This window comes from Brevundimonas sp. UBA7506 (assembly GCF_002479495.1).
GTDB lineage: Bacteria > Pseudomonadota > Alphaproteobacteria > Caulobacterales > Caulobacteraceae > Brevundimonas.
The window spans coordinates 83,086-107,627 of the sequence record NZ_DLNQ01000001.1 but is presented as its reverse complement, the minus strand read 5'-3'; the positions used below and the strand labels follow the sequence as shown (position 1 = coordinate 107,627).

Here is a 24,542-nt window from a genome sequence, read left to right as displayed (position 1 = left end):
ATCAAAACTGCGGGGATTTGACGCCATGCGCGGGCGCTCTGCAAATCGCGGCGATGCTGGCGTCCGGTCTTTGGTTGACCCAGACCAGGGCGCGGCCCTAGGTCCAATGATGAACGGGATGTACGCGGAGGGCCGATGGCGGCGCTGATGATTCAGGGCTGCGGCTCGGACGTGGGCAAGTCCGTGCTGGTCGCGGGTCTGTGCCGGCTGTTCGCCAATCGCGGCCTGACGGTGCGGCCGTTCAAGCCGCAGAACATGTCCAACAACGCTGCGGTCACCGCGCCGGACGCCGAAGGCTATGTGGGTGAAATCGGCCGCGCCCAGGCGCTGCAGGCCCTGGCCTGTCGCACCCCGCCGACCGTGGACATGAACCCTGTCCTGTTGAAGCCGCAGAGCGACACGGGGGCTCAACTGATCGTGCGCGGCCGGGTCGAGGGCGTCTGGCAGGCGGCGGGCTATCAGGACCGCAAGGCCGCTCTGCTGGACGTGGTGCTCGACAGCTTCCGTCACCTTCAGGCCGAGGCCGATCTGGTCATCGTCGAGGGGGCGGGCAGTCCGGCGGAGACCAATCTGCGTGCCGGCGACATCGCCAACATGGGCTTCGCTCGCGCCGCCGATGTGCCGGTGGTGCTGGTCGGCGACATCGACCGGGGCCATGTCATCGCCGCCCTGGTCGGCGCGCATGCCGTTCTGGATGAGGGCGACCGGGGGATGATCCAGGGCTTTCTGATCAACAAGTTCCGGGGCGATCCATCCCTGTTCAATGAAGGTCGAGCCGAGATCGAACGCCGCACCGGCTGGGCCGATCTGGGCATGGCGCCCTGGCTGGCCGATGCGCGATCCCTGCCGGCCGAGGATGCGGTAGTGCTGGATCGGGCCGCCGGGCGCGGGGCGGCGCGGCGCGTGCGCATAGCCGTGCCCATGCTGTCGCGCATCGCCAATTTCGACGACTTCAATCCCTTAAGGCACGAGCCGGGCGTGGACTTCGACTTCGTCCCGCCGGGGGCGGCCCTGCCGGGCGACGCCGACCTGATCATCCTGCCGGGGACCAAGGCGACGTTGGCCGATCTGGCCTTCCTGCGCGCTCAGGGTTGGGACGTCGACATCGCCGCCCACGTGCGGCGCGGCGGTCGGGTGCTGGGCGTCTGCGGCGGTTATCAGATGCTGGGCCGCATGATCAGCGACCCTGACGGCGTCGAGGGCGTGGCGGGCTCGGCGCCGGGCCTTGGTTTGCTCGACGTTGAGACCGTGCTGGCCGGTGAGAAGACTCTGCGCCAGACCACGGGGGCGCTGGCGGCCTCTGACGCGGCCTTCGCGGGCTATGAGATCCACATCGGCCAGACCGACGGCCCGGATACGAGCCGCCCCTTCGCCCGCATCGAGGGGCGTCCGCATGGCGCGATGTCGGCCGATGGTCGGATCGCCGGCCTCTATGTCCATGGCCTGTTCGATCAGGCCGAGGCGCGGGCGGCGATCTTGGCCGATCTAGGGGCTTCGTCGGACGGGGTGGACCAGAGCGAGCGCGTCGACCGTGCCCTGGACCGGATCGCCGAGGTGCTGGAAGCGCACTTCGACATTCCGGCCGTCAGCCGGATCGCCGGCCTGACCTGAGCGGCTCTAGGCGACCAGGGTGGTGTGGACCGGCACGCCGTTCTTGATCGCCAGGGTGACGGGCGTGCGCTCGGCCACCTCGGCCAGACGGGCGCGCTGGGCGTCGTCCAGAGGCCCTTCGGGCGTCAGCACGCGTTCGATGCGCGGCGGGGTTTCGCCGCCCCGGTATTCCAACTTGACGTCCAGGCCCTCCAGCGGCCAGCCCTTCTTCTCGGCGTACATGGTCAGGGTGATGGCGGTGCACGCCCCCAGCGCCGAAATCAGCAGATCGAACGGGGCAGGGCCGCTGTCTGCGCCGCCCAGGCGTTCGGGCTCGTCCGCGGTCAGTTCGTGTTTCAAATCTCCGCCCGTCCGGATCGAGGTCCGGTAGCGGGCGGTTCCGATATGGGCGTGGGCGATGGCCATGTTGAGGGCTCCGGTCAGGACATCGGAGGGGCGGAATCGGGGCGATCGGGCGGCAGGGGAATGAACTCCTGATCGTCCATGTCGGGCAGCTTCATGCGCCCGGCGCGCCAGTCAGCCTTGGCCTGTTCGATGCGGTCCCTCGACGAGGAAACGAAGTTCCATTCGATAAAGCGTTCGCCCACCGGCTCGCCGCCCAGCACCATGACGGTGGTCGGTTGCAGGGCGTGGATCACCGACGGGGCTCCCCTGGACAACACCGCCATCTGGCCGTGACCCAGAGGCTTGCCGTCGTCGATCTCGACCAGACCCTGGACGACGTAAACCGCGCTTTCCGAATGGTCGGTCGGAGTCTGGAAGCGGGCGCCGGGCTCCAGTTCCAGATGCATGTAGTGCAGGGGCGAGAAGGTGCTGACCCCCGCCTTCATGCCCATGGTTTCGCCGGCGACCAGACGCCCCTTCACGCCGTTCTCGATCCAGGTGGGCAGGTCGGCCGATCCGACGTGCTGGAAGGACGGGTCGATCTCTTCCTGACCATTGGGCAGGGCCAGCCAGGCCTGGATGCCCTCCAGCCGCAGACCTTCCATGCGGGCACGTTCGAAGCGCTCGGAATGGGTCACGCCGCTGCCGGCGGTCATCCAGTTGACCTCGGCCGGGCGGATGTCCTGCTGCACGCCCAGGCTGTCGCGGTGCGTGATTTCGCCGTCGAACAGATAGGTCAGGGTCGAGATGCCGATGTGCGGGTGCGGGCGCACATCGACGCTGCGCGGGATGCCGGCTGGCATGTCGACCGGCCCCATGTGGTCGAAGAAGACGAAGGGGCCGACCATGCGGCGCTTCGCATAGGGCAGGACGCGCCCCACCTCGAAGCCGCCGAGATCCTTGCGACGCTGGTCGATGACGAGTTCGATCATGGTGTTTCCTCGATTGGGGGCGGCGGTCCGGGGAACGCGCCGGACCGCCTGTTGTTCAGCTTGTCACACGGCGGCGGGAATGTCGCCGAAGCGGCCGCTGTTGAAGTCCGTGATCGCCGTGCGGATCTCGTCCTCGCTGTTCATCACGAAGGGGCCGTAGCCGACGATGGGCTCGTCGATCGGCTCTCCGGTCAGGATCAGCAGGGTCGTGTCCGCATCGGCGTGCAGGGTGACGCTGTCGCCCTGGCGGTCCAGCAGCAGGGCCTCGGCGGACCCGGCGGGCTGATCGCCGTTGACAGTGACGTGGCCCGACAGAACCACCACCATGGCGGTGTGGCCTTCCGGCAGGTCCAGCGTCGTCTCGGCGTCCCGGTTCAGCCGCACGTCCCACACATTTATGGGGGTGAAGGTGCTGGCCGGACCTTTCGAGCGGTCCATGGCGCCGGCGATGATCCGGGCCGTGCCTGCGTTGTCGGGCAGGGATACGGTCGGAATGTCGGCGTTCAGGATCGACTGGTAGCCGGGGCGGGTCATCTTGTCCCTGGCGGGCAGGTTGACCCACAGCTGCACCATGCGGAACGGACCGCCGGTGCGCGAGAAGGCCGGAGAATGGAACTCCTCGTGCAGGATGCCGCCGCCCGCCGTCATCCACTGGACGTCGCCGGGGCCGATGATGCCGCCCTGACCGGTCGAGTCGCGGTGCTCGACCTCGCCGTCATAGACTATGGTCACGGTCTCGAAGCCGCGGTGCGGATGCTGGCCCACGCCGCGCCGCTCGGTCGTCGGCTCGAAGTTGTAGGGGCCGGCGTAGTCGAGCAGCAGGAAGGGGGTGACGTGCTTGCCTGCGGCGTCATAGGAAAACAGCGAGCGCACCGGGAAGCCGTCGCCGACCCAGTGGCTGTCCAGGTGGTGGATCACGGCGGCTTCGCCCCCGCGGCGCGGGCTCTGGGGACGCAGAAGTCCAAGCTGAGCCGACGTATCGCCTTTCTGGAGGACCAGCTGGGCACGCGCCTGATCCAGCGGTCGTCGCGCCGTTTCTCGGTCACCGAGGTCGGTCAGGAATACTACCGGCACTGTCTGGCCATGCTGGTCGAGGCCGAGGCGGCGCAGGCCGTGATCGACGGGGCCCGATCCGAGCCCTGCGGCACGGTCCGCGTGGCTTGCGCGCCGGGACTGCTGACCTATCAGATGGGCGGGCTGATCGCCCGCTTCATGGCCCGCTATCCCGAGGTCGATGTGCAACTGGACAGCACCAGCCGCCGGGTGGACGTCATCGGCGAGGGCTTCGACCTGGCCATCCGCGTGCGCGAGCCGCCGCTGGAGCAGACGGATCTGGTCATGCGCAAGCTGGACGAGAGCGTGCACCGTCTGGTCGCGGCGCCCGACCTGATCGCGCGGTTCGCGGCGCCCGCCGGCCCCGCGGACCTGGCCGGCTGGCCCAGTCTGGACTTCGGTCCGGCGCATCGCGACCACGTCTGGGCCCTGCACCACAGGGACGGGATGACCGCCTCGGTGCGTCATGCGCCGCGGCTGGTGACCGACGACCTGCATATGCTCCACGAGGGTGCGCGTCAGGGACTGGGCGTGGCCCTGCTGCCGACGGTGGCGGTGGCCGGCGACCTGGCGGCCGGGCGGCTGATCGACATCCTTCCGGACTGGCGGCCCAGGAAGTGGATCGTCCACGCGGTCTTCCCGTCGCGGCGCGGCCTGCTGCCCTCGGTGCGGCTGTTGCTCGACTTCCTCGCCGAAGGTTGCGCCGAGCAGCAGATTCACGGTGAAACGCCTGCGTCGCCGCGCGCGACTCCCTATGCCTTTGCGGAGACGAAGGACTGATGCGTCTGGTCGGAGTGTCGGGCAGCCTGCGGGCCGCCTCCTATAACAGCGCCCTGCTGCGGGCGGCCCAGGGCATGACGCCCGAGGGCGTGGACCTGATCGAGGGCTCGATCAGGGGGATTCCCCTCTATGACGGCGACGTCGAGCGGGATCAGGGCCTTCCCGAGGCGGTGGTCGCGCTGAAGGATCTGATCGCCGACTGCGACGGCCTGCTGCTGTTCACGCCCGAGTACAACAATGGCGTTCCTGGCGTGTTCAAGAACGCCATCGACTGGCTCAGCCGTCCAGCCTCGGACATCGAGCGGGTGTTCGGCGGGCGGCCGGTGGCGGTCCTGGGCGCCTCGCCCGGTCCCTTCGGCACGATGATGAGCCAGGCCGCCTGGCTGCCGGTCCTGCGGACCCTGGGAACCGCGCCCTGGTTCGGCGGGCGCATGATGCTGCCTCACGCGGGCTCGGCCTTCGACGCGGACGGTCAGCTGACGGACGAGGACGCCCGCCGCCGTCTGGCGCGCTTCATCAATGGCTTCGTCGAGCACTGCCGGACATAAAAAGAAGGCGCTGGCGGTCAGACCGCCAGCGCCGAAGTTCACCGCTCAGGAGTGCGATGTAAGTCGGATCAGAACTTGTAGCGGGCGCCCACGAAGATCTGGCGGCCTGTGTGGTGATAGACGTAGGTGCTGTCACGCACGCCATCGAGTTCGCTGTGGTTCTGACGGTTGAACTCGTCGGTCAGGTTGATGCCCTCGATTGACAGGGCCAGCTTGTCGTTGACGTCGAAGGAGGCCGAGGCGTCGATGCTGAGGGTCTCGGTCTTGCCGGTGACGGCGATGCCGCGCGTGCCGCCGTTGGCGCCCGGCACCTGCTGATAATAGGTGTCGCGATAGGCGGCCGAGACGCGGGCGTTGAAGCGACCGTCGTCGTAATACAGCGTGGCGTTCCAGGCGTCGGGCGACAGGTTCACCAGGTTCGCCGTCACATAGACGTTGCAGGCGGCCGTGGTGCAGTAGTCGATTTCCGACTCGACGTGCGTGAAGTTGGCTTGCACGCCCAGGTTCGAGAAGGCGCCCGGCAGGAAGGTGAAGGGCTGCTGATAGCTGATCTCGAAGCCCGTCAGCGGTCCGCCCGGCGTATTGGTCGGGGTGCTGAAGACATACTGATCCGAAGGCGGACGGTCGGCGGCGGCAGGGAAGGCGGCCGGGTTCATGGCCGTCAGCTCCGCATAGGTCAGCGTCTGCTGCGTGGTCTGAACATAGGTGGAGATGTCCTTGTAGAACAGCGCCAGGGACAGCAGGGATTCCGGCGCGAAATACCACTCCAGCGACAGGTCGAAGGTATCGGCGCGGTAGGGGTCCAGGTTCACATTGCCCAGCGACGCCGTACGGTTGGCGGCGTTCGGCGCGCTCAGCGAGAAGACCGGCACCAGGTTGGTGACTGGCGGGCGCGACATGACGCGAGCCGCGCCGAAGCGAACCATGACGTCTTCAATGGGCTCGATCGACAGGTTCAGTGACGGCAGGATGTCGTCATAGTTGTTGGCGCCGGTGACGCGGGTGGTCACGCCGCTGAGGGCGGAGTAGCCGGCGGCCTCGACCTCGGTGTTCACCCAGCGCGCGCCGAAGTTGCCGCGAACAGGCATGCCGGCCCATTCGGTGTTCCAGTCCATCTGGGCCCACAGACCGGTGTCCTTCTCGGTCACGTCGCGCCAGTTGCCCAGAGCCGTGGACCCGTTCTCAAGTCCCAGCAGACGGAAATCGCCGCCAGCCACACCGGTGTTGCACAGGCAGTCGGCGCCATAGGCTTTCATGATCGCGTCGAGGTTGGGCGAGATCCAGGCCGTAGCCGAGCCCGAGGGCAGGTCCAGGTTCTTGCCGAAACCGTCGAGCAGATAGGTCAGGCTGCCGATCGTCGCCCCGGCCGGCATGGCGGGCGCGGCGTTGGTTTGACGGGCATAGCCAGAGCCTTGCGACTGGTATTCCTTGTAGCTGGCGCCGACCTTGAAGGTCATGCGGTCATCGATGTCGAACTCGAAGCCGCCCTCGAAGGTCGTGTAGGTGTTGGATTGTTCGCTGGACAGAATGCGCAGTTCCGACAGCGGCTGGGCGCCGGCCGGGCCCGTGATCTTCCACTGGTTCGCGTCGGTGACGTCGAAGCCATAGACGATCTTGGGCAGGTTGCGGTTTTCGCGGAAGTCGATCGACCAGCCGTCGCCGTCCTGATGGTCGATGATGGCGTTGACCTGCAGCGGGTTGCCGAACTCCGATTTGGAGCGGCCGGCCACGCCGCGGAAGCGGACGGTGTCCGAGAAGTCGTGTTCGACTTCCAGGGTGTATTGCGAGAACTCGCTCTTGAGGATGTCGAAGCGTTCCTCGGTGCGCATGTCCATGTCGTCGAGGCGCAGATAGACCAGTTCGCCCGTATTCGGGTCGGCGATGGCTTCGACGATGTCGACCTGCGGCTTGCCGCCCTGGGAGGCGTTGCGGCTCAGCGACCAGGCTTCGAGGAAGTTCTCTTTCCGGGTCGAATCGAGCTTGGAGTAAAGACCGTCCAGGCTGATGGTCGTCGCATCCGACGGGCGCCATTGCAGCGACAGGGTCGCGCCGATGCGCTCCTGCTCATGGCTCAGGCGGCCGTAGCGCGGGATGCGGGGGTGGAACAGGCCGCCCGCTGCGGCTGAACCGCCGGGCAGGGCGCCCGGGTTCTGGAAGCCGTTGTCGCCGTTGGCGGGGCCCCAGCGCACCGAGCTGAAGCCCTCTTCGATCGAGCTCTTGTCGCTGTAGGCCAGCGACAGCAGGGCGCCGAACTTGCCGTCCATCCAGGTGTCGGAGATCAGGCCGGCGAAGCGGGGGCTCCACTCTTCGGACAGGTCGTTGTAGCCGCCCTGCACCGAGGCGACGGCGGTGAAGCCCTGATAGTCAAACGGACGCGCGGTGCGCAGGTCGACGGTGGCGCCCAGCGAGCCTTCCTCGACCTCGGCCGAGGCGGTCTTGCGGACCGTGATGTTGTTGAAGAGTTCCGAGGCGAAGACGTTGAAGTCGAAGCCGCGGCCGCGGTTCACGCCGCCCGAGGAGTCGGTCGCGCCGGTCGTGGCCTGGGCCTCGATGCCGTTGATGCGGGTGCGGGTGAACTCCGAGCTCAGGCCGCGCACGGTGATCGAGCGGCCTTCGCCGGCGTCACGGTCGATCGACACGCCCGGAATGCGCTGGATGGATTCCGCCAGGTTGGTGTCGGGGAAGTCGGCGATGTCCTCGGCCGAGATGGCGTCGACCACGCCGGCTTCTCGGCGCTTGATGTTCAGGGCGTTCTGCAGGCTGGCGCGGAAGCCGGTGACGACGATCTCGTCGACCGTGGTGGCGTCCTGTTCGTCGGCCGGGCTGGCGTCCTGCGCATGAGCGGCACCGGCCAGTGCGAGGGTCAGGGCGCCGAGCGAGGCGCCGAGGGTCAGCGCGTAGCGCGCACGGGTAGCGTGGTGGGTCATCTATGTCCTCCTCCCAGTTGGGCCTTTCGGAGATCGAGCGCCTCCGTTCCAGCCTCCGCGATCGCGGGAACCGGTGTCATTTGGCGTTTGTCAGCCTCTGCCACCGGTGTCATATAAAGCTACGCACAGTTTCCGGTGTGTGGCAAGATGATGACGAACGCTGATCGCATCGAAGCCGCACGACGGTTCTGCGCCCGAAGAAAACAACCAAACGACCACCCCCGTCAGAGGGGCGGCGAAAGGGGAAGCGGCCCTGTCGGCTTCGGATCAATGGGTCCGACGACAATGCGATTCGCCGAGCCTTGCGTCCTGCTCTGACTGTTCGAAATCCAGTCTCGAGTTGTCGCATGACCCAGCCGCTTCGCCTGAACCCCGACCGCCTGTTTCCGGCCGACGCCGACGCGCGGGCCGTCGCGCGCCGCCTCTACGCCGAGGTGAAGGGGCTGCCGATCATCAGCCCCCACGGCCACACGGACCCCAGCTGGTTCGCGGGCAATGAGAACTTCGCCAACCCCGCTGAGCTGCTGATCACGCCTGATCACTACGTCTTCCGCATGCTGCACTCGCAGGGCATGGCGATGGAGGACCTGGGCGTGCCGCGCGCCGACGGCGGTCCGGTCGAGGCTGATCCGCGCAAGATCTGGCGCCGCTTCGCCGAGAACTATCACCTGTTCCGCGGAACGCCGTCGCGCATGTGGCACGACTGGGTCTACGCCGAGGCCTTCGGCATCGACGTGCGCCTGTCGGCCGAGACGGCGGATCACTATTACGACGTCATCGACGCCGCGCTGAAGACCGAGGCCTTCAAGCCGCGCGCCCTGTTCGACCGCTACAACATCGAGGTCCTGACTACGACCGAGAGCCCGCTCGACACGCTGGAGCACCACAAGGTCATCAACGCCTCGGGCTGGAAGGGCAGGGTCCTGACCGCCTATCGCCCCGACCCGGTGCTGGACCCGGACTACGAGGGCTTCCGCGACAATCTGAAGGTTCTGGCCGAGCAGACCGGCCGCGACACGATGAACTGGGAGGGCTATCTGCAGGCCTTGCGCGATCGCCGCGCCTTCTTCATCGAAATGGGCGCGACCTCGACGGACCACGGTCACCCGACCGCCTTCACCGCCGACCTGTCGAAGGCGGACGCCGAGGCCCTGTTCAAGCGCGTCTCCACCGCCCCGGCCAGCGCCGCCGACGCCGAGCTGTTCCGCGGCCAGATGCTGACCGAGATGGCCGCCATGTCGGTCGAGGACGGTCTGGTGATGCAGTTGCACCCCGGTAGCTTCCGCAACCACTCGGCCACGGTCTTCAACCGCTTCGGCCGCGACAAGGGCTGCGATATCCCGACCCGGACGGACTATGTGCGGGCGCTCAAGCCGCTGTTGGACCGTTTCGGGTCGGACACGCGCCTGACCCTGATCCTGTTCACCCTGGACGAGACCTCCTACAGCCGCGAACTGGCGCCCCTGGCCGGACACTATCCGGCGCTGAAGCTGGGGCCGAGCTGGTGGTTCCACGACAGCCCCGAGGGCATGCGTCGTTTCCGCGAGCAGGTCACCGAGACGGCGGGCTTCTACAACACTGTCGGCTTCAACGACGACACGCGGGCCTTCCTGTCGATCCCGGCGCGTCACGACGTGGCCCGGCGCATGGACTGCGGCTTCCTGGCCAAGCTGGTGGTCGAGCATCGCATGGAGGAGGACGAGGCCCACGAGCTGGCCCAAGCCCTGACCTATGGTCTGGTCAAGGCGGCCTACAAGCTGTGACCCGCCTCAATGACGCGGCCCTAGAGGGGCTGCCCGCCGATGTCGCGCGCCCGGCCTATGACCGCGCGGCGGTGAAGACCGGCGTGGTCCATCTGGGCATCGGCGCCTTCCACCGCGCCCATCAGGCGGTGGTGTTCGACGACGCCCTGGCCAGCGGTGATCTGCGTTGGGGCGTGCTGGGGGCCTCGCTGCGCTCGCCCGGCGTGCGCGACCAACTGAACCCCCAGGACGGGCTCTACACCCTGGTCGTGCGCGACGGGGCGGCGGAGCATCTGCGCGTGATTGGCGCCGGCCGCGGCGTTCTGGTCGGGCCGGAAGACCCTGCGGCTCTGGTTGCGGCCATGGCCGACGCCGAGGTCCACATCGTTACCCTGACGGTGACGGAGAAGGGCTATCGCCTGGACCCGGCGACGGGCGATCTGTTGGTGGACGATCCGGACGTGGCCGCCGACCTGGCCAACATCGCCTCGCCGCGCACCGCGCCGGGCTTCATCGTCGCGGCCCTGCAGGCGAGGAAGGCGGCGGGGCTCGCGCCCTTCACCGTCATCAGCTGCGATAACATCCCCCACAACGGCAAGCGCATCCGGGCCGGCGTCATCGCCATGGCCCGGCGCATTGATCTGTCGCTGGCCGACTGGATCGAGGCCGAGGGCGCCTTCCCCCAGACCATGATCGACCGGATCGTGCCGGCCACCATTCCTGACGACGTGGCCCGCCTGACCGCGCGGCTGGGCGTCGAGGATCAGGGCATGGTCAAGGCCGAACCCTTTACCCAGTGGGTGATCGAGGACTGGTTCGCGGGAGAGCGGCCGGACTTCGCCGCCTTCGGCGTGCAACTGACCGATGCGGTCGAGCCGTGGGAAGACGCCAAGCTGCGCCTGCTCAACGGCGCACACTCGGCGACGGCCTATCTCGGCGCCCTGTCGGGTTACGAACACGTGCATGAGGCTGTGGCGGTTCCGGCCTTCCGCGCCTTCATCGAGGCCCTGTGGGACGAGGCGCAGACCACGCTGAACCCGCCGCCGGGGCTGGACGTGGCCGCCTATCGCCTGGAACTGATGGCCCGCTTCTCCAACTCGGCCCTGATGCACCGGACGCGCCAGATCGCCATGGACGGGTCGCAGAAGCTGCCCCAGCGTCTCCTGGCGGGTGCGGCAGAACGGCTGGCGGCCGGGCAGGGGATCGAGGCTCTGGCCCTGGGCGTCGCCGCCTGGATGCGCTGGCAGGAGGGCGTGACCGAAAGCGGCGAGGCTGTCGTGGTCGACGATCCTCTTGCGGCGCGCACCGCCGAACTGATCGCGGCGTCCGAGAACGATGAGGCCGAGGTCCGCGCCCTGCTGACCCTGTCGGCCGTCTTCCCCGAGGCTCTGGGCAGCGACCGGCGCTTCGTCGATGCGGTCACCGGCGCCTTCCTGTCCTTGAGAGAGCACGGCGCGGTCGAGGCCGCGCGCCGCGTGACGGAGTAGAGCATGAGCCGCGTCCTGGTCCTGAACCCCGCCGATGATGTCGCCATCGCCCTTGACGACATCGCCGTGGGCGAGACGCCCGAAGGTCTGGCTGCACCCGCGCGCGCCGAGATCGCCACGGGTCACAAGATCGCTCGCCATGCCGTAGAGGCGGGCGGTCTGGTCCGTCGCTACGGCCAGGTCATCGGGCGAGCCAAGGCGGCGATCGCCGCTGGGGATCATGTCCACGTCCACAACCTGGCCATGGCCGAGGACGGACGCGAGGCCGAGGTCGGGGCGGACGTTCATGCGCCGACGCCTCTGTCTGGAGCGACCTTCAACGGCATTGTTCGCGCCGATGGTCGGGTGGGGACGCGGAACTATATCGGGGTCCTGACCAGCGTGAACTGCTCGGCCACGGTGGCGCGGCGGATCGCCGACGCCTTCCCTGACGCCAGCCTGCCGAAGGGCGTGGACGGGGTGGTGGCCTTCACCCATCAGGGCGGTTGCGGCGGGTCCTCACTGTCGAGCGACACGGTCCTGCTGCAGCGGACACTGGCTGGATACGCCCGGCATCCGAACTTCCATTCGATTCTGATCGTCGGCCTGGGCTGCGAGGCCAACCAGATCCCGGCCTGGCTGGCCAACGAAGGGCTGGAGGCAGGACCTTCCCTGCGCGCCCTGACCATTCAGGAAGCCGGGGGCACGGCCCGCGCGATTGAGGCGGGCATTGAGATCGTCCGCGAACTGGTGAGCGAAGCCGCCAAGGTCCAGCGCCAGCCGGTGTCGGCCTCGCACCTGACTGTGGGCCTGCAATGCGGCGGGTCGGACGGCTGGTCCGGCGTCACCGCCAATCCAGCCCTGGGCGCGGCGGTCGACCTGCTGGTCGCCTACGGCGGCTCGGCCATGCTGTCGGAGACGCCGGAGATCTGGGGCGCGGAACATCTGCTGCTGCGTCGCGCGGCGTCGCAGGACGTGGCGGACAGGCTGAACGCCCGTCTGGAATGGTGGCGGGCCTATGCCGACAAGCACGGCATGGAGCTGAACAACAACCCGTCGCCCGGCAATCTGAAGGGCGGCCTGACGACCATCCTGGAGAAGTCGCTGGGGGCGGTGGCCAAGTCGGGTTCGACCCCGCTCAATGACGTGATCGGCTATGCCGAGCCGCTGACGACCCAGGGGCTGAGCTTCATGGACAGTCCCGGATACGACCCCTGCTCGGCGACGGGGCAGATCGCCTCGGGCGCCAATCTGATCGTCTTCACCACGGGGCGGGGATCGGTCTTTGGAGCCAAGCCCGCGCCGTCGATCAAGGTCGCCTCCAACGCCAGGCTGGCGAACTGGATGGACGAGGACATGGACATCGACGCCTCTCCGGTGCTGACCGGCGTGGCGATGGAGGAGGTCGGCCGCGCCATCTTCGAGCGGATGCTGGCCGTGGCCTCGGGCGAGCCGTCCAAGTCCGAAGCCCTCGGTATCGGTGACAACGAGTTCGTGCCTTGGCAGGTCGGCGCCTATCTCTAGGCGCCGACGCTACCCCTAATCAGCCTTCCAGCGTCTCGATCAGTTCGCCCATGTTCCTGATGAAGACCTGGGTCGAGACGCACTCGACCGGATAGTCGGTGTTGTAGGGCGAGGTGTCCCACAGGTCGCCGACGCGGGTGGTCTGGTACTCGCCGCCCGTGACCGCCGCCGGGGCCTCGCCGATATAGGGGTTGGAGGTCGTGGTCAGGGGCGAGGGCCAGTAGCCGCGCGCGTTTAGCCCGGCGACCAGTTCGGCGGCGCGGCCCGGTGCAGGCTTGGCTAGACGACGCGCGTCCGACGACATGTCCCAGACATCGACGTCCTGCAGGGTGAAATACTTCGGCAGCTTCAGCGACCCGGCGCGGGCCTTCAGCGGCGAGTTGCGGCTGACCTCTTCGGGCGACTGGGCGGCCAGTTCCTCGTACTCGCGGCGCAGGGCGGCGGTGTCGACGTTGCGGAACGAGCCGTAGTGGACGATCAGGTTGTTGGGGTTGGTGTCCGCGTAATACTGGCCGTTGGTGATGTTGGACCCGCGCCGGTGGATATAGACCGGGGTGTTCGAGCCCTCGAGGATGAAGGTCGGATGGGTGCGTCCCGGCGCGATCAGGTTCTGCGGCGTTTTCACCTGATCCAGCCAGTCCAGGGCTTCGGGCAGACGCGCCATGTATTTGCGATCGCCGGTCAGGCGGTAGAAGCCCAGCATCGACTTGATATTGGCGCCCGTGGTGTGCGTGGCGAAGGCTTGCGGCTCGATGGTCCGCGCGCCCGCGGGCTTCAGGGTGTCGGGGAAGTGCTGCAGGCCCCAGGCCGGTTGCGGCATGGGCTGCTGGGTCTTCACATAGATGTCCATGCCGCGATGGATGGCGTCCAGCAGGCGGGCATCGCCGCGACCGTTCACCGCCAGCCCCTGATAGGCGTAGAGCAGGAACTCTAGGTTCTCGCCCGCCACGTCGTCGTTGAAGGTGATGTAGGGGGTGTAGTCCTCGTGGCCGTGGATGCCGCCGTTTTCGACGAAGGGATAGCGCTGTGGCCAGCCGCCGTTGGCGTACTGGGCGTCGAGGACGAACTGGATCGCCTTGTCCAGCGGGGCGCGATACTTGCGCTCGCGTTTCTCCAGATAGACCCGCAGCAGCAGCTGCGAGGCCTCGGCCGTGCCCGCGTCGTCGAAGGTGGCGTTGCCGTAATAGCGGTGGAATTCCTCCATTCGCCAGGCGTTCTTGCCGTAGGTGGCGTACCAGCGCTTGAGCGATTCCTCGCCCGCAGTGTCGATGACGTAGTTCCAGCCGCCCGCCGGATGCTGGCCGCGCACCAGGGCGTCGGCGGCGGACTTGGCGGCCTCATAGAACTGTTCGTCGCCGGTGGCGTGGTAGGCGTCCAGATAGAGGTGGCCGACGGTGGCCGTGCCGGGGGGCTGGACCCAGATCATGGTCGGCGAGGCTTCCAGCTCGCCCCAGCGGCGCGAGAAGTCGGGCAGGACGTTCCAGACATAGCCGCCCTCGACGGCGGCTTCGTCGGTCATGAAGCGGGTGGCGCGCTTCATCGCCGCCAAGACAGCCGCGCGGTCGGGCGCGGCCTGAAGGACGGTTTTAGCCAGGGCGGGAGCGGAGGCGGCCGTAAAGGTCGCGGCGGCGCCGGCGGCCAGCAGGGCGCGGCGGTTCATGAGCGTCATGGTGTCTTCCTCGGATGCGTCGCCTCGCAGCTCTGACGGCTGCTTGAGTTCAGCGAAGCTAAACACGATTGACACCGGTTTCCTAGTGGCGGGGCGCCCTTGAAAACGCCCCGGTTTTCACGAAACCGTCAGCGACGAATGTCGAAGCCGCCGTCGCCCATGGCTGCGCGCACCTCGGCGGCGGTGAACAGGTTGAAGTCGCCGGGCACCGAGTGTTTCAGACCCGCCGCCGCCAGACCGAAGTCCAGGGCGTCCTGGTCGGACCAGCCGCTCCACAGGCCGAACAGCACGCCCGAGGCGAAGGCGTCGCCGCCGCCGACCCGGTCCACCACGCCCGTCATGTGAATGGCCTCGGCGCAGGTTTCGACCACTTCGCCATTCGGGCCGCGCGTCAGCATGACCGCCGACAGGGCCTGATCGGCCACGCTTTCCTGCACGCGCAGGGTGCAGGCGATGCGTTGCAGGCGGGGGAAGGCGTCAAACGCCGCGGCGGCGGCCAGACGGCGGCGCGCATTGGGATCGGCGTCCTCGAACTTGGTCTTCAACACCAGGGCGAAGTCACGGTCGTCGGCGAAGGCGATCTCGGCCCCGGCCAGCATCTTGCCGAGGGTGGCGGGCGGATCACCGGCCCACTGCTCCCACAGCTTGCCGCGGAAATTGCCGTCGTAGCTGACGCGGACGCCGTTGCGGACGGCGGCCTCGACCAGTTCGACCGCCGCGCGCGAACCGTTGGGGCCTGTGGCCGGGGTCACGCCCGAGACGTGAAGCCATTCATAGCCGTCCAGCAGGGCATCCCAGTCAAAGGCGTCGGCGACGCGCTCGACAAAGGCCGAACCGGCGCGGTCGTAGAGGACTTCGGACGGGCGACGCACGGCACCCGGCGTCAGGAAATAGAGGCCCATGCGGCCAGGCGAGAAGACGATGGGCGTGGTGTCCACGCCGTAGCGCCGCACCTCGTCGCGGGCGGCCTGACCCAGGGCGTTGTCGGGCAGGACCGTCGCCATCGCCGCCGGCGCGCCGAAGCGGGCCAGGGCGACGGCGACATTGGCCTCGGCCCCGCCTGGACGCGCGGTCAGGGCCGGGGACTGCAGCAGCAGTTCGTTCTGGTTCGGACTGAACCGCAGCAGCATCTCGCCGAAGCAGAGGATGCGACCGCCCGATTTCGTCTGGGTCATGGTCGGAACGCTAGCGCGGGATCAGCGCGCCAGCCAGCCGCCGTCGACCGGCAGGGTGATGCCCTGCACATAGTCGCTGGCGCGGCTGGCGAGGAAGACGGCGGCTCCGCCGATGTCCGACGGGTCGCCCCAGCGGCCGGCGGGGATGCGGCCCAGGATTTCCTTGGAGCGCACCGGGTCCTCTTGCAGGGCCTGGGTGTTGTCCGTGGCGAAGTAGCCCGGCGCGATGGCGTTGGCGTTGATGCCGTGTTTGGCCCACTCGTTGGCCATCAGCTTGGTCAGGCCCGCCACGCCGGATTTCGACGCGGTGTAGGACGGCACGCGGATGCCGCCCTGATAGGACAGCATGGAGGCGGTGTTGATGATCTTGCCGCCACGGTTGTCGGCGATCATCCGCTTGGCCGTGGCCTGGCTGAGGAAGAAGAGGACCTTGAGGTTGACGTTCATGACGTCGTCCCAGTCCTGCTCCGAGAAGTCGACGGCGTCGGCGCGGCGTATGATGCCGGCGTTGTTCACCAGAATGTCGACGGGGCCGAGGGCGGCGGTCGCCTCGTCCAGAACGCGCTCGACCGGTTCGATCGAGGTGAGGTCGGCCTGGATGGAGACGGCCTTGCGGCCCTTGGCCAGCACCTTGCCGACCGTGTCGTCCGAGGCGCGGCGCGCGACCGAGGCGATGTCGGCCCCCGCTGCGGCCAGAGCCAGGGCGATGCCCTGACCGATGCCCGTGTTGCCGCCGGTGACCAGTGCGACCTTGCCGGTCAGATCAAAAGGATTGGCCATGCCCATAGGTCCTTATTTCAGCTGACAGATGTCGAGCTTGTCCATGTCAGTGTAGTCCAGGTTTTCGCCGCCCATGCCCCAGATGAAGGTATAGTTCGACGTGCCCGCGCCCATGTGGATCGACCACGGCGGGCAGATCACGGCCTCGCCGTCGGCGACGACGATATTGCGGGACTTGTCCGGCTCGCCCATGAAGTGAAAGACGCGGTCGTCCTGGCCCAGGCCGAAGTAGAGGTAGGCTTCCGAGCGGCGGTCGTGAATGTGCGGCGGCATGGTGTTCCACACCGAGCCGGGCTTGAGAACCGTCACCCCCAGCAGCAGCTGGCAGGACTTCACCTTGGCCGGAACGATGTACTGATAGATCGTCCGCTCGTTGGACGTCTCCAGCGCGCCCATTTCCAGCGGCACGGCGTCGGCGATCGAGATCTTGGTCAGGTCGTACCGGGCGTGGGCCAGGGTGGCGACCAGATAGAACTTGGCGGGCTCGGCAGCGTCCTTCGAGGTGAAGGAGACATCGATAGAGCCCATCGGCACATAGGCGCCGTCGCGGAAACCCAGTTCGAGCACCTCGCCGTCGACGGTGACCGCTCCGGCGCCGCCGATATTGACGATGCCCAGTTCACGGCCTTGCAGGAGGGGCGCGCCGGCCAGCGAAGCCGGTACGGAATGGGTCGGCAGGGTCAGGGGGCTCGTCGTCGGGGTCGCGCCGCCCATGATCATCCGCTCGTGGTGCGAATAGTTCAGACTGACCTTGCCCGGCACGAACAGGCCCTGGATCAGGTAGCGATCCCGCAGCTGCTGGTTCGAGGCGCCGTCCATCATGTCGGGATGGGTGGCCTGATAGACCTTGTCGTACATGGGGTCGTAATACATGCCGGGCTCCCTGGGGGCTCGCTGGGCGAGCCGCCGTGACGGATCTTGCGTCCGTCCTTCAGTGGACTAGGTAACCGGTGTCATATTATGATGCAATCGGTTAGACCATAATCGCCGGCATCAGATCGGCATCGCTTCGCCACCGTCTTGAGGATCGCCCCCATGAAAATCGCTCTCATCATTGAAAACAGCCAGGCCGCGAAGAGCGAGACGGTGCATTCCGCCCTGACCGCCGTTGCCGAGCCCCTGGGCCATCAGGTCTTCCACTACGGCATGTACACGCCCGAGGATAAGGCCTCGCTGACCTACGTCATGAACGGGCTTCTGGCGGGCATCCTGCTGAACTCGGGCGCCGCCGACTTCGTCGTCACGGGCTGCGGCACGGGCATGGGCTCCATGCTGGCCGCCAACTCCATGCCGGGCGTCTTCTGCGGCCTGGTCATCGACCCGACCGACGCCTTCCTGTTCGGCCAGATCAACGACGGCAACGCCATCTCCATGCCCTACGCCAAGGGCTTCGGCTGGGCGGCCGAGCTGAACCTGCAGGACGTCTATCGCAAGCTGTTCGAGGGCGAGCGCGGTCTGGGCTATCCCAAGGAACGCGCTGAGATCATGGCCAAGAACCGCGGCATCCTGAAGAGCCTGAAGGCCGTCACCTGCAACGACATGCTGACCGTCCTGAAGTCCATCGACCAGGACCTGCTCAAGGCGACCGTGGCCGGTGAAAAGTTCCAGGAATACTTCTTCGCCAACGCCACTGACGAAGGCATCCGCGAGTATCTGAAGGGCGTCATCAACGCCTGATCGGCGTTCGATACGGCATAGAAAAAGGGCGGTCGGCGCGCAGGCGCCGGCCGCCTTTGTCGTTGAGTGGCTAGGCCAGTGGCGCGGCGGATTGGCGCACGACCAGGGCCGGACGGACCTCGGGCTGCTGCAATTTGGCGGGATCGACGCCGCGCGTGGGCGCCAGCAGCTTTTCTGCGGCCATCCTCCCCATGTCGCGGATAGGCAACCGCACCGAGGTCAGGTTCGGCCAGACCCGCGCCGCCATCGGCAGATCGTCGAAGCCGACCACCGACAGGTCGCGCGGTAATTCCATGCCTCGCTCGCGCGCCGCCTGCATGACGCCGAGCGCCATGTCGTCGTTCAGGGTGAAGATGGCGGTCGGCGGCTGGGGCAGGGACAGCAGGGCATGGCCCGCCTCGACGCCCGATTCGTAGGTATAGGCGCCCTGCAGGTCATATTCCGGTGGCAGGGCGATGCCGCGTTCCGCTAGGGCGTCGATGAAGCCCTGACCGCGCACGACGGACGAACGGAAGGAAGCCAGGCCGCGCACCAGGGCGATTCGGCGGTGGCCCAGGTCGGCCAGATGGCGCGCGGCTTCCGCGGCGCCGATCCAGTCATTGGTGACGACCATGTTCTGGGGCTCATCCAGCGTCAGCGAGGCGATGCGGACATAGGGGCAGTCCAGCTCACGCAGCAGTTCCATCACCGAATCGTCTTCGGACACCGAGGGCGGCATGATGACGCCGAACAGGCGCTGGCGTTCGATGAAGCCGCGAATGTCCTTGAGCAGGGTGGGGGAGTTGCGGCTGCACGGATGGACCACCAGCTCGAAGCCCGAGCCCTTCAGAGCGTCCAGAATTCCCTGCTGCATGTTGACGACATAGGTGGGGCTGGGCTGGTCATAGATCATGCCCACCAGGAAGGACCGACGGAAGGCCAGACCGCGCGCCTGCGGGTCGGGGACGAAGCCCAGCTCGTCGATGGCGGCCTGGACGCGCTCGCGCGTGTCCTCGCGCACGAAGGGCGACTGGTTGATGACGCGCGACACCGTCTTCTTTGAGACCTCGGCCACGCGGGCGACGTCGTTGATGGTGGCGCGCTTGCCCGGTTTTGCTGTGCGCGAATCGTCTTCCGACAACAGCGTTCCCCTTCGTGTTCTTGTTGACGCTAGGCATAGCTCCGCTCGGCGTCGGGCGCCATGGGCTGTTTTCAAGGCGGATTGACACCGGTTTCCTAAGCCGCCCATTATCCGGCGTTTTCCAATGGGGCGTCATTTGACCGACCAGATCATTCATTCGGAGCGCTGCGCATGACGGCCGCTCCCGTGCAGGCGCCGATCTCGGATCAGGCTGTCGCCGAGACCTTTGTCAGCGCGCGTCTCGCCGCGCGCGCCGTGCCGGGCTATCCGGGCGACGTCCCTCAACAAATGGCCCGTTCCTACGCCATTCAGGACGCCGCCATCGCCCTCTATCCGGACCGTGTCGTAGGCTGGAAGGTCGGCGGCGTGCCCCCGGCGCAGCAGCCGGCCCTGGGCATCCATCGCCTGGCCGGCGCCATCTTCGCCGGCAATGTCTGGGCCGTCGGTGAGGCCCCGACGCCTCTGCCCGCCATCGAGGGCGGATTCGCCGCCGTCGAGGCCGAGTTCATCGCCCGCATCGGCGCTGACGCGGACCCGGCCAAGACCGACTGGACCGTCGAGGAGGCCGCCGACCAGATCGACGCCGTCTTCATCGGCGTGGAACTGGCGGGCAGCCCGCTGTCGGCCATCAACGACCTGGGATCGGCCGTGGTCGCCTCGGATTTCGGGAACAACGGCGGTCTGGTGATCGGCCCGGAGCTGACCGACTGGCGCGACCGCATGGATGCGATCAAGGTCGAGACCATCATCGACGGCGTCAGCGTCGGCACGGGCGGCTCGCTGTCGCTGGCCGGCGGCGCGCTGGAGTCTGTGCGCTTCCTGCTGGAGCATTGCGCGCGCTGGGGCCGTCCGCTGACCGCGGGGACGCTGGTTTCGACCGGCGCCGTCACCGGCGTGCATCGCATCTACGCCGGCAGTGAATCGACGTGCGTGTTCGAAGGCGTGGGAGAAGTCCGCTGCACGGTCGTGAAGGCCGCGCCGCATCCGACGTCAGACTAGTATCTAATCACTGCGTGAACCTGTCCGCCGTTCAGGGTGGTCAAGAAGACGGGGCGCGCCGAGGAAATCAAAGGGAATGGGTCTCGTACCATGAGTGACGCTTCGAAAGCCGCACCCGCCGGGGAGGGGCCGATCCGCGTGATGGCGCCGCCGGCGGGCAAGTACCGCTGGATCGTGATGTGGCTGCTGTTCGCGGCCATGGTCATCAACTACGTCGATCGTCAGATGATCGGCTTCCTCAAGCCGACGCTGTCGGCTGAGTTCGGCTGGTCCGAGACGGACTATGCGGACATCGTCTTCTGGTTCCAGGCCTCCTACGCCGTCTTCTATCTGATCTTCGGACGGATCATGGACCGGGTTGGCGCGCGCTGGGGTCTGGGCGTCGCCTTCTTCATCTGGCAGATCGGCCACATGATGCACGGCGCGGCCCGTGACCTGTCGCACTTCATCATGGCCCGCATGGTGCTGGGCGTCGGCGAGGCCGGCGGCTTCCCCGGCGGCATCAAGGCTGTGGCGGAGTGGTTCCCCAAGAAGGAACGCGCCTTCGCCACCGGCCTGTTCAACGCCGGCACCAATATCGGCGCCATCGTCACCCCCTTGCTGGTTCCGGTTCTGGTGCTCAGCTTCGGCTGGCAGATGGCCTTCGTCGTCACCGGTCTGATGGGTCTGATCTGGCTGCCGATCTGGCTGCTGGTCTATCGCCGTCCGCGTGAAGTGAAGAAGCTGTCCACGGCCGAGCTGGAATGGATCGAGCAGGACCCGGCCGACACCGTCGAGAAGATCGGCTGGAAGAAGCTGCTGACGGTCAAGGAAACCTGGGCCTATGCCGCGGGCAAGTTCCTGATCGACCCGATCTGGTGGATGTTCCTGTTCTGGCTGCCTGACTTCCTGGGCAAGAGCTACGGCCTGGACCTGAAGACCTTCGGTCCGCCGATCGTGGCCATCTATCTGCTGTCGGACGTCGGTTCGGTCGGCGGCGGCTGGATGTCGGGACAGTTCATGAAGCGCGGCATGAACCTCAACAAGGCGCGCAAGCTGACCATGCTGATCTGCGCCCTGTGCGCCGTGCCGGTCGCCTTCGCCGCCTTCGCGTCCAACCTGTGGGTGGCGGTGCTGATCATCGGTCTGGCCACGGCGGCTCACCAGGGCTTCTCGGCCAACCTCTACGCCTTCCCCGGCGACGTCTTCCCGCGTTCGGCGGTGGGCTCGGTCGTCGGCATCGGCGGCATGCTGGGCGGCATCGGCGGCATGATCATGGCCAAGTACGCCGGCTTCGTGCTGGACAAGATCGGCACCTACACCCCGATCTTCGTGGTGGCGGCCTCGGCCTATCTGGTGGCGCTGCTGGTGGTTCACATCATCTCGCCACGATACGAACCGGCCAAGGTTTGATGACCTGACGCCGAGAGGGGCGCTCGTCTGAGGGGGCGAGCGCCCTTCTTCAATTCTGGAGGGAGGCGGACGTGGATCTGCATCGACGTGGTTTGCTGATCATGGGGGCAGCAGCCCCTGCGCTGGCGACAGCCCTGCCGGTCAGCGCAGGGATGCAGACCGTCGCGCCCTCTGATCCGACCGAGGTCGTCCGTCTGTGGCCCAATGGCGCGCCGGGCGGGGAGGGGGTGACGGTCGTCCCCGTCGTCCCCGAGCGCTCGACCGACCCGGCCTATCGCGACCGCTACGCCCAATACACCACCGATCCGATCATGACGGTGATGCGGCCCGACAAGCCCAACGGTTCGGCCATGCTGCTGATCCCCGGTGGCGGCTATCGCTGGTCGGTGCTGGACAAGGAGGGCTTCGACGTCGCCCGCGTCTTCGCCGCCAGCGGCACGACCTGTTTCGTCCTGCGCTATCGCCTGCCCGCCGACGGCTGGGCGGCGGGGGCGGATGCGCCCTTGCAGGACGCCCAGCGCGCCATCCGCCTGATCCGCAGCCGGGCGGCCGAGTTCGGCGTTCGCCCCGACCGGATTGCGGTTCTGGGCGCCTCGGCGGGCGGGCATCTGGCGGGGCTGGCCAGCGCACGGTCGGACGCGGCCTACGCCCCGGTCGACGCGGCGGACGAGGTCTCGCTGCGTCCCGACCTGACGGTGTTGATGTATCCGGTGGCGACCATGAGTGACCCGCACGTCCACGCGGGGTCGCGCACGCACCTGCTGGGAGAAACACCGAGCGAGGCGCGCATCGCCGCCTATTCTCTGGAGCAGATGTCCTGGACCGGCGCGGCGCCGGTCTTCCTGCTGCACGCCGTGGACGACGTCTCGGTGCCGGTCGAGAACAGCCTGATGTTGCTAACCACGCTGAAGGCCGCCTCGGTGAAGGCCGAGGCCCACCTGTTCCAGGAAGGCGGCCACGGCTTCGGCATCCGCCTGATCCAGGGAAGACCGGCAGCGGTCTGGCCTGAGCTGGCGCGCGCCTGGGCCGCCCGTCTGGACTTCGCTCTTTAGGTTCCCGGCTGGATGTAGGGGATGGCCGAGAAGAAGGCCCGCTCGTCGCCGCGCGGGTCGTTGGCCATCCGGGGCTCCACGTCGAACAACAGGGTCTGGCGCGTCGGCAGCTCATAGTGCTCCCAGCGCGGCAGGCTCGCGTGGTTGGGGTCGCCAGTGCGCGCCAGTGCGATGAAGGCGTCGCTCATCTGATCCGACACGGCCTGAGCGCCCGGTCCATTCGTGCGCGATCCGGTCGCGTTCACATTGTCGAACACCAAGGGGATGTCCGCGGTGTGGAAGGCGCCCTTTCGGCCCGAGGCCGTCTCGCCGGGGAAGTCCAGTTGATAGACCCAGGCGGGGGCTCCGGCCCTCGCCCGTTCCTCAGCCTCGATCACCGCGCCGCGCCATGAACGTCCGGCCGTGGTGGCGGCGATCAGGACCTGATCGGGCGACCAGTCGGGGTGCATACGGCGATAGGCGGCGATGACGGCTTCCGGGGTGATGTCGATACGCATGACGCCGGGCGACAGGCGGGCGGGCAGGGTCTCCCAGGTCAGGCCGACATTCCTGGGATCATTGCCCATGAAGCCGAGGGTTTCCTCGCGCGTATTGCCGATGATCATGGGGATGGTCAGGCCCTGCGGCGCGGCGTCGGGATAGAAGGGGTGGCGCGGCAGGCTGCGGAAATCCAGCACGGGTCCGAAGTAGAGCCCGCCGTAGCCGAGGATGGGATCCTCGACCGATTGCGCTTCCAGCAGTCGTTCGAGCGGCAGGCTTGCGGCCTCGTGCGCCCGGTCGGGTGTCAGGCCCAGGGCCTTCAGCCAGGCGGTCGCGCGGGCCGTGGCGTTGAGGGGGCCGGACGCCGTGACCTGTTGACCGCTCATGGTCGCGGCGCGGTGGAAAAGGCCTTTCGCCTCGGGCACGGCCATCAGGGTCGCGATCTTGGCCCCGCCGCCCGACTGGCCGAAGACCATGACCCGCTCGGGGTCGCCGCCGAAGGCCGCGATGTTGTCGCGCACCCAGCGCAGGGCCAGGATCAGGTCCAACTGGCCGACATTGCCAGAGTCCTCGAACCCCGGCGCCAGCCGCGCCAGATAGGCGTAGCCGAGGGCGTTCAGCCGGTGGTTCAGCGTCACCACCACCACATCGCCGCGCGCCGCCAGCCGTGTCCCGTCATAGAGGGGATCGGACCCCGATCCGCTCGAATAGGCGCCGCCGTGGATATAGACCATGACCGGCCGACGCCCCGCGTCGAGACCCGGTGTCCAGACGTTGAGAAACAGGCAGTCCTCGCTCTGGTTCGGCTCGTCGCCTCGTTGCGGGCTGGCGGCGCCATAGTCGAAGGCGGGGGCCGCATCGCGCCACGGCGTCGGCGGCTCGGGCGGCTGGAAACGCCGCGTCGGCGCGCCGTAACGCACGCCCTTGAAGACGTTGATCCCGTCCTGACGCCGCCCCAGGACCGGACCGGCCGTCGTGACGGCGCGGGGATCTCGCGGCGCGGCATGAACAGCGGTCGCCGTCGCCGTGGCGGCCATCCCCGCCAGAACCGCGGCGCGTCGCGTCATTCCCATGGTCACCCTCCCAAGAAACCGGTGTCATTGACTGTAGCAGGCAATGGCTTGCGGGCTCCAGAGGTCCGCTGAAACGGTTGCCCGGCGCCAAACCTGTCCAATCTGTAACTTGTCGAGGGGGCGGGGAAGCCGTCAGTGTGAAGTGTCTTTTACATCGC

The 24,542-nt window shown here is 67.5% G+C and carries 20 protein-coding genes; 10 read left to right on the top strand and 10 right to left on the bottom strand.

The features are described from left to right. Positions 1–135 precede the first annotated feature (135 nt). Positions 136–1,611 (top strand): cobyric acid synthase, encoded by a 1,476-nt coding sequence (locus B3K53_RS00480; protein ID WP_292081915.1) that lies wholly within the window; start codon positions 136–138, stop codon positions 1,609–1,611. 6 nt (positions 1,612–1,617) lie between these two features. Here B3K53_RS00480 and B3K53_RS00475 read toward each other — a convergent pair whose 3' ends face one another. The 3 genes from B3K53_RS00475 to B3K53_RS00465 all read right to left on the bottom strand — a co-directional run bounded on the left by B3K53_RS00475 (position 1,618) and on the right by B3K53_RS00465 (position 3,845). Then, entirely contained in the window at positions 1,618–2,016 is a 399-nt protein-coding gene (locus B3K53_RS00475; RefSeq protein WP_292081913.1) for an OsmC family protein, read from the bottom strand. A 14-nt stretch (positions 2,017–2,030) separates the two neighbouring features. Beyond that, positions 2,031–2,927, bottom strand: a complete 897-nt coding sequence (locus tag B3K53_RS00470; protein WP_292081911.1) for a pirin family protein — start codon at positions 2,925–2,927, stop codon at positions 2,031–2,033. 63 nt (positions 2,928–2,990) lie between these two features. Then, positions 2,991–3,845, bottom strand: a complete 855-nt coding sequence (locus B3K53_RS00465; protein WP_292081909.1) for a pirin family protein — start codon at positions 3,843–3,845, stop codon at positions 2,991–2,993. Between B3K53_RS00465 and B3K53_RS00460 the strand changes: the two genes are divergently transcribed. Together B3K53_RS00460 and B3K53_RS00455 are read left to right on the top strand one after the other, a co-directional pair. Next, positions 3,822–4,760: a LysR substrate-binding domain-containing protein gene (locus tag B3K53_RS00460; RefSeq protein WP_292081907.1), complete on the top strand. Its 939-nt coding sequence runs from the start codon at positions 3,822–3,824 to the stop codon at positions 4,758–4,760. The genes B3K53_RS00465 and B3K53_RS00460 overlap by 24 nt on opposite strands. After that, entirely contained in the window at positions 4,760–5,308 is a 549-nt protein-coding gene (locus tag B3K53_RS00455) for an NADPH-dependent FMN reductase (RefSeq protein WP_292081906.1), read from the top strand. The genes B3K53_RS00460 and B3K53_RS00455 overlap by 1 nt, the downstream gene beginning before the upstream one ends. A 68-nt stretch (positions 5,309–5,376) precedes the next feature. On the opposite strand, the gene B3K53_RS00450 is transcribed toward B3K53_RS00455, so the two are convergent. Then, positions 5,377–8,235, bottom strand: a complete 2,859-nt coding sequence (locus B3K53_RS00450; RefSeq protein WP_292081905.1) for a TonB-dependent receptor — start codon at positions 8,233–8,235, stop codon at positions 5,377–5,379. Between the two features lie 347 nt (positions 8,236–8,582). Here B3K53_RS00450 and uxaC point away from each other — a divergent pair, with 347 nt between their 5' ends. Genes uxaC through B3K53_RS00435 form a run of 3 tightly spaced genes read left to right on the top strand, consistent with a single transcriptional unit; the run spans position 8,583 to position 12,967 of the window. Further along, positions 8,583–9,998: a glucuronate isomerase gene (gene uxaC, locus B3K53_RS00445; RefSeq protein ID WP_292081904.1), complete on the top strand. Its 1,416-nt coding sequence runs from the start codon at positions 8,583–8,585 to the stop codon at positions 9,996–9,998. Further along, entirely contained in the window at positions 9,995–11,464 is a 1,470-nt protein-coding gene (locus B3K53_RS00440; RefSeq protein ID WP_292081903.1) for a mannitol dehydrogenase family protein, read from the top strand. Before uxaC ends, B3K53_RS00440 begins: the two co-directional genes overlap by 4 nt. A gap of 3 nt (positions 11,465–11,467) precedes the next feature. Next, the gene (locus tag B3K53_RS00435; protein ID WP_292081902.1) at positions 11,468–12,967 is read left to right on the top strand and encodes a UxaA family hydrolase; all 1,500 of its coding nucleotides are present in this window, start codon (positions 11,468–11,470) and stop codon (positions 12,965–12,967) included. 19 nt (positions 12,968–12,986) lie between these two features. Here the strand turns inward: B3K53_RS00435 and B3K53_RS00430 are convergent, their stop codons facing one another. The 4 genes from B3K53_RS00430 to kduI all read right to left on the bottom strand — a co-directional run bounded on the left by B3K53_RS00430 (position 12,987) and on the right by kduI (position 17,449). After that, positions 12,987–14,636, bottom strand: a complete 1,650-nt coding sequence (locus B3K53_RS00430) for a pectate lyase (RefSeq protein WP_292081901.1) — start codon at positions 14,634–14,636, stop codon at positions 12,987–12,989. A 128-nt stretch (positions 14,637–14,764) separates the two neighbouring features. Continuing rightward, positions 14,765–15,811, bottom strand: coding sequence for a sugar kinase (locus tag B3K53_RS00425; RefSeq protein ID WP_292081900.1), 1,047 nt, complete (start codon positions 15,809–15,811; stop codon positions 14,765–14,767). A gap of 21 nt (positions 15,812–15,832) precedes the next feature. Beyond that, on the bottom strand, positions 15,833–16,591 hold the full coding sequence (gene kduD, locus B3K53_RS00420) for a 2-dehydro-3-deoxy-D-gluconate 5-dehydrogenase KduD (protein WP_292081899.1): 759 nt from the start codon (positions 16,589–16,591) through the stop codon (positions 15,833–15,835). A 12-nt stretch (positions 16,592–16,603) separates the two neighbouring features. Then, positions 16,604–17,449 (bottom strand): 5-dehydro-4-deoxy-D-glucuronate isomerase, encoded by an 846-nt coding sequence (kduI, locus tag B3K53_RS00415; protein WP_292081971.1) that lies wholly within the window; start codon positions 17,447–17,449, stop codon positions 16,604–16,606. Positions 17,450–17,626: 177 nt separating this feature from the next. Here kduI and B3K53_RS00410 point away from each other — a divergent pair, with 177 nt between their 5' ends. Next, a complete protein-coding gene (locus tag B3K53_RS00410; protein ID WP_292081898.1) occupies positions 17,627–18,268 on the top strand; it encodes an RpiB/LacA/LacB family sugar-phosphate isomerase in 642 nt (213 codons plus the stop codon). 70 nt (positions 18,269–18,338) lie between these two features. Here B3K53_RS00410 and B3K53_RS00405 read toward each other — a convergent pair whose 3' ends face one another. After that, positions 18,339–19,388: a LacI family DNA-binding transcriptional regulator gene (locus B3K53_RS00405; protein ID WP_292081896.1), complete on the bottom strand. Its 1,050-nt coding sequence runs from the start codon at positions 19,386–19,388 to the stop codon at positions 18,339–18,341. A gap of 171 nt (positions 19,389–19,559) precedes the next feature. Between B3K53_RS00405 and B3K53_RS00400 the strand changes: the two genes are divergently transcribed. The 3 genes from B3K53_RS00400 to B3K53_RS00390 all read left to right on the top strand — a co-directional run bounded on the left by B3K53_RS00400 (position 19,560) and on the right by B3K53_RS00390 (position 22,831). Next, the gene (locus tag B3K53_RS00400; protein WP_292081894.1) at positions 19,560–20,387 is read left to right on the top strand and encodes a 2-keto-4-pentenoate hydratase; all 828 of its coding nucleotides are present in this window, start codon (positions 19,560–19,562) and stop codon (positions 20,385–20,387) included. Positions 20,388–20,528: 141 nt separating this feature from the next. Next, positions 20,529–21,779: an MFS transporter gene (locus tag B3K53_RS00395; RefSeq protein WP_292081970.1), complete on the top strand. Its 1,251-nt coding sequence runs from the start codon at positions 20,529–20,531 to the stop codon at positions 21,777–21,779. Between the two features lie 71 nt (positions 21,780–21,850). After that, positions 21,851–22,831 (top strand): alpha/beta hydrolase, encoded by a 981-nt coding sequence (locus B3K53_RS00390; protein WP_292081892.1) that lies wholly within the window; start codon positions 21,851–21,853, stop codon positions 22,829–22,831. On the opposite strand, the gene B3K53_RS00385 is transcribed toward B3K53_RS00390, so the two are convergent. Next, positions 22,828–24,384: a carboxylesterase/lipase family protein gene (locus B3K53_RS00385; protein WP_409515791.1), complete on the bottom strand. Its 1,557-nt coding sequence runs from the start codon at positions 24,382–24,384 to the stop codon at positions 22,828–22,830. The two genes, B3K53_RS00390 and B3K53_RS00385, sit on opposite strands and share 4 nt — an antisense overlap. Positions 24,385–24,542 lie beyond the last annotated feature (158 nt).